Source organism: Lacihabitans sp. CCS-44, from assembly GCF_024343735.1.
In the GTDB taxonomy this organism is placed as follows: domain Bacteria; phylum Bacteroidota; class Bacteroidia; order Cytophagales; family Spirosomataceae; genus Leadbetterella.
Window position 1 is genome coordinate 153,123 of record NZ_RJUE01000056.1, and the last position, 7,764, is coordinate 160,886.

The 7,764-nt window shown below is 35.0% G+C and carries 7 protein-coding genes and 1 pseudogene; all 8 read right to left on the reverse strand.

Annotation, left to right across the window (positions count from 1 at the left end):
- Positions 1-233: 233 nt before the first annotated feature.
- Positions 234-1,862 carry an FAD-dependent oxidoreductase gene (locus EGI26_RS11600; RefSeq protein ID WP_409035366.1) on the reverse strand — a complete coding sequence of 543 codons (1,629 nt, stop codon included), beginning with the start codon at positions 1,860-1,862 and terminating at the stop codon, positions 234-236.
- A 96-nt stretch (positions 1,863-1,958) separates the two neighbouring features.
- A complete protein-coding gene (locus EGI26_RS11605; RefSeq protein ID WP_255078497.1) occupies positions 1,959-2,858 on the reverse strand; it encodes a hypothetical protein in 900 nt (299 codons plus the stop codon).
- Between the two features lie 141 nt (positions 2,859-2,999).
- Positions 3,000-3,668, reverse strand: a complete 669-nt coding sequence (locus EGI26_RS11610) for a hypothetical protein (RefSeq protein ID WP_255078503.1) — start codon at positions 3,666-3,668, stop codon at positions 3,000-3,002.
- A 350-nt stretch (positions 3,669-4,018) separates the two neighbouring features.
- Positions 4,019-4,951 carry a hypothetical protein gene (locus EGI26_RS11615; protein ID WP_255078505.1) on the reverse strand — a complete coding sequence of 311 codons (933 nt, stop codon included), beginning with the start codon at positions 4,949-4,951 and terminating at the stop codon, positions 4,019-4,021.
- The gene (locus tag EGI26_RS11620) at positions 4,948-5,403 is read right to left on the reverse strand and encodes a DUF6932 family protein (RefSeq protein WP_255078507.1); all 456 of its coding nucleotides are present in this window, start codon (positions 5,401-5,403) and stop codon (positions 4,948-4,950) included. Before EGI26_RS11620 ends, EGI26_RS11615 begins: the two co-directional genes overlap by 4 nt.
- A gap of 299 nt (positions 5,404-5,702) precedes the next feature.
- Positions 5,703-6,446, reverse strand: coding sequence for a hypothetical protein (locus EGI26_RS11625; protein ID WP_255078509.1), 744 nt, complete (start codon positions 6,444-6,446; stop codon positions 5,703-5,705).
- Positions 6,447-6,607: 161 nt separating this feature from the next.
- Positions 6,608-7,528, reverse strand: coding sequence for a transposase (locus EGI26_RS11630; protein WP_255077348.1), 921 nt, complete (start codon positions 7,526-7,528; stop codon positions 6,608-6,610).
- A gap of 55 nt (positions 7,529-7,583) precedes the next feature.
- Positions 7,584-7,764, reverse strand: a pseudogene (locus tag EGI26_RS11635) (transposase); the annotation flags it as partial.

Here is a 7,764-nt window from a genome sequence, read left to right on the forward strand (position 1 = left end):
CGGCCTTCGGCCGACCCTCCTTGCGAAGGAGGATAGCAGATTGTTGTGGTAAATTAGTTTTAACAATTTGAAAGAAGCAATTCAGCTTTTTCAAAGCACGTGTAAAGATTTAAGCGAAGCGAAAAATCAACCCACAAATGCCAAAATAAACACACCGACCCACTACCCTCCTTAAAAAAGGAGGGTCGACTGTAGGTTGGGTGGTTAGTGACACACTAATTTATCCACCAATCTCAAAGCTTCAACCTCTGCCCAAATTTTTCCAAAGTTTGGGCAAGAATATCATACGAAAGACGTTGCGGAGCTATTTTCTGATTGATAGACAAAACTGCTGCAGTTGCAGCCGACTGTCCAAGAATCATAAAAACGGGCTCCATACGGATAGAACCATAGGCTATGTGAGAGCTTGACACACACATAGGTACCAGCAAATTGTTACATTCTGATTCTTTCGGCAATATCGATCCATAAGCTATTGAATATGGTTTGTCTGGATGCACACCTATGTCGCCTTCGTTTTGCACATAACCATCCTCAGTAACATACCGTTGAATATTGTGAGAATCCAGCGTATAAGAACCCATACCAATAGGTTTCGGTATTGCCGTTTTACCAAGAGCGTCTGCTTCGGTCATCACAAAATCACCAATCATTCGACGAGCCTCGCGTATGTATAATTGGTGTGGCCAGTTGCCGTTGTCTTTAAATTCATCTTTGGGCAATCCCCATTTTTGCATTTGTTCGTGCACGTCCGCTGGTACACTTGGGTCATTTTGCAAGAAATAAAGTAAGCCTTTCTGATACAATTCATGCTCTTTTATGATTTGCTGGCGTCGCTCATAGCTGGCTTCTGGATAATCATAGTTTTTGCCTATATAATCTGTACTAAACGGGCCATGGTTGTTGGTATCCGTTTTTCGGTTAGGAATTGCATCATACTTGTCAAATAGCTCCCTCCAACCTGCATCAAAAACTTTAGCAACCAATTCATACCTTTTGGCATCATAGCCCGCCGGTTTTGGAAAAGCAATCCGATTTTCTGGATGATTGCTCAAACACATTCTGAAACAATAAGCTTGAATTTTAGTATCGCCGGTTCCGTTTGCACCCAATTTTTCTGAAGATATTTCAGGTAGCAAGCCGCTTGAAGCATCTCCAGCAATTTTATAAGGACTTATTTTGGATTTAAAATGATGACCATGATGAAAAATACCTGCTTGTACACCATTCCATTTTTCACCATAAACACTATTTGCCTCACGCCCAACATGATAGCTTACACCTGCAAGAGCCATCAAATCACCTTCATAAGTGGCATCAATAAACATTTTACCTTTATAAACATTACCAGATAACGTCTTTATTGAACGAACACTTCCATTGGTTTTAACAATTCCGTAGCTTGATCTATCTAACCATTCATTGCGAAAAACCGGCAGTTTGTTTTCTTTAACAAAGTCTTCAAACACCTTTTCGGCAGCATGCGGCTCAAAAATCCACATCGTGCGGTTGGTACCATCAATGGCTGGAGTGCCTTGTCCTTTATTGCCATACTCCTCTTTTTTCTGCCAATTCCAAGCTTCGGAATTTTGATAATGAGCATACAGTCTTTGGTAAAACTCACGAGAAAGGCCACCTATTACTTCTTTGTTTCCAGTATCAGTAAAACCCAAACCTCCGGATGAAAGTCCGCCAAGATGTGTATCTGGTGAAACAATGATAACAGATTTCCCCATTTTTTTGACCTGAACAGCCGCCGTGATTGCTGCCGAGGTGCCTCCATAAATGATTACATCAGCTGAATGAACATTAGTTTTTAATATTATTAGAGTTTTAAAACTAATCAGTAAAAGGGAAGTCATGCTCAAAATAAGCACAAGCATTTTTTTCATAGAGAGATTGAATAAATTGTGTACCAAGATACATAGTTTTTGCAAAAATTCAACAAGGCTTAACTTTCAACGAGCTGTAGCAGCTTCGGAATATGTGAAAATTTTATATCCTGTAAAGTTCAAGTCTAAAAGAATCGAACTATTAGACGTTTTGAGGTCTTTTACGAAGTCGTTGTAAGCAGTCAGAAACTCTTTGTTTTGGTGTGATTTAGAAAAATATTTAAACATAAACTCTTGCTCTGCACTAAAGATTATCAAAATCTCTGGTTTTTTATTTAGTTCTTTGGCCGCCTTTGCTAGGAGCAGAAGACGTTCTTTTGTGTATGCAAAGTTGGGTACAGTGTCATAACAATGTACCGCAATTTTGTCAAGATTATTCACCAAAAACTTGGCTTCTTCGTAATCGTTATTTCCGCTATCTAGCCATCCGATGTAGATTTCGGTGTCAAAAACGTCATTATTCTGCGTTTTGAGGTTTTTTATGTGCAAAACTAGATTTTGATTGCAGGCATAATCACACTCAGGATTGGTTTGCCACCACTCGTTTTCTATCGAAAAAACATCGAATTTCTCAGTTTCATTTTTTCTTCCAATGTTATAGGCTTCACACTCATCAAATGCTTTTGTTGTGCTGTGTGTTGCAGATATTTTCGTAACACCAAAGTCTAATCGGGCCTTTGAAATAAATCTAGCCAAACTCGGATATTTGCTTGGTTTATTGGTAACTTCCCAAAGACCGTAGAGACTCAGCTCATTGAAATCGTGCGATTTTACATACCTCAAAAGCTTATTTTCCCTAGTGGTATCGCCCAAAATGTCTTGAAATCTGTCTACATACAAGCCTTTATGAAGTAAATTTACCTCGGTCGGCACAGCAACATTATCTTGTACATTACAAGATTGAAAAACAGTAAGTATAGCCGCAATAAAAATTACTACAACAAAAAACTTAGACCAAGTTCTCAAAATGAATCATTTAAGATGATAAAGCATTGATAATCATTTAAATATTATCAAAAATTAAGCCGAATTTTAAAGCGAGATAAATACGTATCATCTAAAAGTTAATTGAAAATTTATACAAATCGAATTTTAGTATCGATTATATCACTTAAATACACCATCCACCAATTTAGACTGATATTTTGAAGTACTTGTACTCTGATATTCTTTCTCTTTTTCGTCCATCCCTCCGCTATTTTTAGTTTCCTTGACGGTTAAATTTCCGTTTTTGTCCAAAACTGAGTTTGTTTTGTAGCTATCATAAAAAGGAGCATCTGCCCAATTATGAAAATAGGCCAAAGGCACACAGCCCACATTTTTACCGTCTTTAAACGAACTAACCAAAATCACTTTACCGTTGGCATAAGGACAAGCTTCATAAGTCTGATAATCAAATCCCCAAATTTTCAATGTATTACCGTCTCCCAAATCTACGTCTTTGTAAGAAACCGTCTTGATGTCTTTATACATTCCTATGTCTAGATGAGAAAGATAATTCTCATAAGCTCCAGCCTTTTTTATGGAATCTAAACGTAAAAAACCTTCGCCCAATCCTGCAAAAAGGCTTGTATCCGCCAAGTTTTTTGTCAACTCTTTTATATCTGAGGCATTTACAACTTTCAAAGTGGAGTCTGCAAAGAGTTTTTCTAAGCCAAGGCTGTCGAGTTTTATTTCTTCAGAAATGGCATTGGTAGTTAATTCTGTTTTGCCGTCTTTTTTGGCATTACATCCTAAAAGTAGGGCGAAAGAAACAATAGTGATTAGGGTTTTCATTTGGTTTGAATTATAAGGGTTTATAGGTCAAAAATACGATAGAAATGTTGAATAATAGAATTTTGTGAGTTTTGAGAAATGATATTTTGAAAGAGAAAAAAACCGATGGTGATGAAAAATCTCAAATTTCTATAAGGTAAGAGTGGTTAATGAAGGCGATCCAGCGGTTCCCATTAAGGTTCTAACCAAATATCTGAGGCTATCGTGGGCTTGTGGGCGGTGCGAAGAGTCGCTTCGAAATTTCTGGCCAATATTTGTCTCAAAAAAAAAAAACAGCATTATCCTGAGATTTCTCTGAGGATATTGTTGGAGTTGAGTTTCTACATGAAATTAGTTATCTCTTTTAAAAGCTAAATAAATTCCAAATCCACTAGTTCATATTCAATTACTTCCTTACTAGTAGCCTTGTTAACAGCAGTTTTCTTTAAAAAAGTACCAGAAGAAAGCTGACCAAGTTTCAATTGTTTCACAGAAGGGAGTTGAGAAGTAGAAAACTTAACATTTTTTGTGCCATCTTCACATTGAATTTCGAACTGCCCTTTGAGTTTTAATACGCTAACAATCCCCTCAAACCGTTCCTCAATCGGTTCCTGAATTTGTATCTGAGAAAGAGAATCATGCAGGATTTTAACCCTATTTTGCAAGCCATCCCATTTATAAAATTGATTTAAAGCAGATTCCCACTCTAGTCCCAGCCCAAGTTTATTCTTAATGCCCCAGGTTAGTAAATTGTGTAATTTTAATATTCCAGAAGACCCCAATTTAGGAGCTAAAGAAATCATTTCCTCCTCTCCATTAGCATTAAGAACTGCAAACGTATTCAAAAGAGCGTCTTCAACAAAACTATTTCCAAAAAGGTCTGGCGAGGTATTTGCAGTAATAATAAGGTGAGTTGAACCTGGCACTAATCGTTCTATCCTTAAGTCAATTGTCTCTTTGACAATACTACTTTTCCCACTATTCGATTTAGAGCCAAAACCAGCCATTTTTGATGACTCAAAAATTAGTTCAGAAAACAATTTTGATACCTTAGCTAACATATCTAAAGGTAAAGTTCCATGTTTTGCAACCCAGCCTTGAAGTTTTAGATCAATAATTTCTTTATTTCTTCTTTCCTTTTCAATCCTAAGTTCTCTTTGTAATTCTTGAATTTGATCACGAGTATTTAGGGTTACGCCTTTATAAAACAAACTTTTTGGGTTTTCTTTTAACAGTTCATCATATTTCAACAGCGTTTCTTGTGCTGAAACAAGTAGTTCATTAATCCTAGGTATAGCTATCATTGTACATCTAGCTTGAATATTCCTTTCTCATTTAGTTTTCCAGAATCAAATCCATAAGTTTCAATCCACTTAGCTTTCTCTTTTGAATCATACATATTTATAAAATAAACATCAAGACCAAACCTTACTTTTACTTTTTCTCTACTTATAAGTAGATCTTTAAATAATTTTGCTTTGTTTCCAGTTAAATTGTCAACCTCATTTATATCTAATAAAAACAACAAATCAATATCATCTGGTTCTTCCTTTTCTGTTGTAAATGAACCATCAATCCAAATTTCAGCCCTTAACCCCAACTTTTTAAATTCCTCTAAAAATACTATAAAAGAATCAATCAATTTCTTTCTGTGATCATTAAACTTAAATGGTTGTAAAAATAATGCATCAAATTGCCAAAGACCGATTTCAACAAAGCCCTTCTTAATTAATGGTGGATATTCCTTTTTTGCCATTATAAATAAACATTAATTGTAATTGAACCAATTTGTCCAATCATTATTAATTATAGACATTATGAAAGGGTTTCTTTCCATAAAAATAAATAACTTTTTTTAAATCCGAAGAGAATCTTTTCGAAATCGATGTAATCTATTAGAATTTGTCTTAAACACTTCTTATCTAAAAATTGAATTTGTCTCAAAGCCTAGGTAAAAAAAATATAAATCGGGGTCTCTAAAATCTTTAAAGTGTTTTAAATTGTTATAGCCGATTTGGGTAAACAAAAGCATAGACTAATTTGAAAGGTAGAGGGTTATTTGCTATTAAAGTAAGATAAAACTTTATATTTAATCAAAGTATTACTGGCAGACAATACATCGATTTTTAAACCTTTAAACCCAACTACAGAACTTTCATTCAAATCATACTGAATATCTTGAGTAAAACTAGGTCTTGCAAAGTCATCAGAAAATTCTCGATAAATAAATTTAATAGAATTTCCAACTTTGCCATTGTAGATAAATTCTTGTTTAAACGATAGCTCTTTATTCAAAACAACTTTTTTAGGTTTTAAATCAATTAAATCCTTGGATTTAGTTGCCCTAATCAATGCAGGGTCAGTTAGCTCAGTTGTCAAATTTACAGGTTCTAAACTCGGTACAATTTTATAGTACTTTAAATCAGGAGAAATCATTAGAACCGAATAAAGATTTTGAACAAAGGATTTAACTAACTTATCTTGCTGAATGTAACATTTATCTACACAGACATAATAATTCCATTTGGCTGATTTTTGAACCAAATATAAATCGGTAGGTTCTATGCTAACAAATGCTCCAAATGTACTCTTTTCTAACTTTTTATTTAAATGGATGCCATCATAAACCTCTTGTATTGTTTTATTTACGAGTGTTGAACCTAATTCACCCTCTGATTCAATTCCTATCTCGGGATAAAAGATATTTTCCTTTGATGGTTTAAGTATTTGAGCCGTAGTAGGGAAAGATTTTAAAAATAGGATTATTAACGTGATTAATAAAAGTAGATTTCTTTTCATTGCTAAAATTTAGATTTATGCTAAGGTCGATAAAAAATGTGATTTTATGAACTATAGAACGGGGGAAAAATTGAAAACTTTAAGTAAATAGGCTTTCTGGAACAAACAACACTTAAAAAAAGACAGACTCTAAGGGATCAATCCAAAAAGTTGGGGGGAGGTTAAGCATATATTTTCTGTAATCTAAATAGGAAAAAACTTATGTCTCTTACTCCTCTGAATTGGCTTCTTAGTGCTTTTACTTTTGCGTTAAAAGACTCTGCTGAAGCATTTGTACTTCTATTGTCGAAATAATTTAGGATATATTCATAATTGTTCTGAATAGTTCTAGCGATGGTATTGAAGGTTTTCACCTCAAACTTTTCTACTGAATTATACCATAAGGCCAGTTTTTTAAAAGCTACTAATCTATTCTTTGACTGGTGGAAAATATTGGATAGTTCCATGCTGAGGTCGTATGCCTGCTTTAAGTCAGGATATAGTCTAAATAAAACCTCAGACCTATGTACTTGAGAAGCAGACCATTTACTTTCTCTTTGATGCAAAAGAAATCTACTTCTGATTAATAGTTGTTTTAAGGTATCACCGTTTTCTAAAACTTCTGGAACGTACCTCTTCTTCAGTTCTTTAGCATATTCTATTTCTTTATTTTCTTGATCTATTGCCGCCCAACGATGTTTGATTCTGATTTCTTGTACTGCATCACTGGCTAGCTTTTGGACATGAAACCTATCTGAAACCAGCTTAGCCTTAGGAAAGCTACGTTTAGCAATTCGCTCCATGGTTGGAGCAAGGTCCAATGTTATTTCCTTCACCTTTTTCCTCTTTGACTCTGGAATTTTGTGTAGAACCTCAATGACTGTATCACTGACAGTACCTTTGACCATCGCAATTAAAGCTCCTTTTTTGCCTTTTGCAGCCTTGTTGGTCAATATGGTATATAAATCACCATTTGAAAGACAGGTCTCATCCAGAGATAGATTTTCGCCAATATTTTCGGGATAAAGTATCCATTGTTGGGCATGTTCAAGCTGTTTCCAAGATGTATATCCACTCAGGTGGGCTGCATATTGTTCTTGCAAGCGTTTGCCGTCTAATTGAAACAATTCACCTATAACTTTGCAGCTAATTGGCGTATTATCCAAGAGCTCCTTTTAAAAAAGCCGCAAATTCCGATGTCATTCGCGTTCCTGAGGCTACTAAATTCCAGTTTCTATAGACTATTTTTCCACTATCATGATTGAGCCATTTACGTCGCTTGATTTTTAGAAAACAAGCCTTGCCACGAAGTGGGAAATCCCTAACTGTTTCTTCCTCA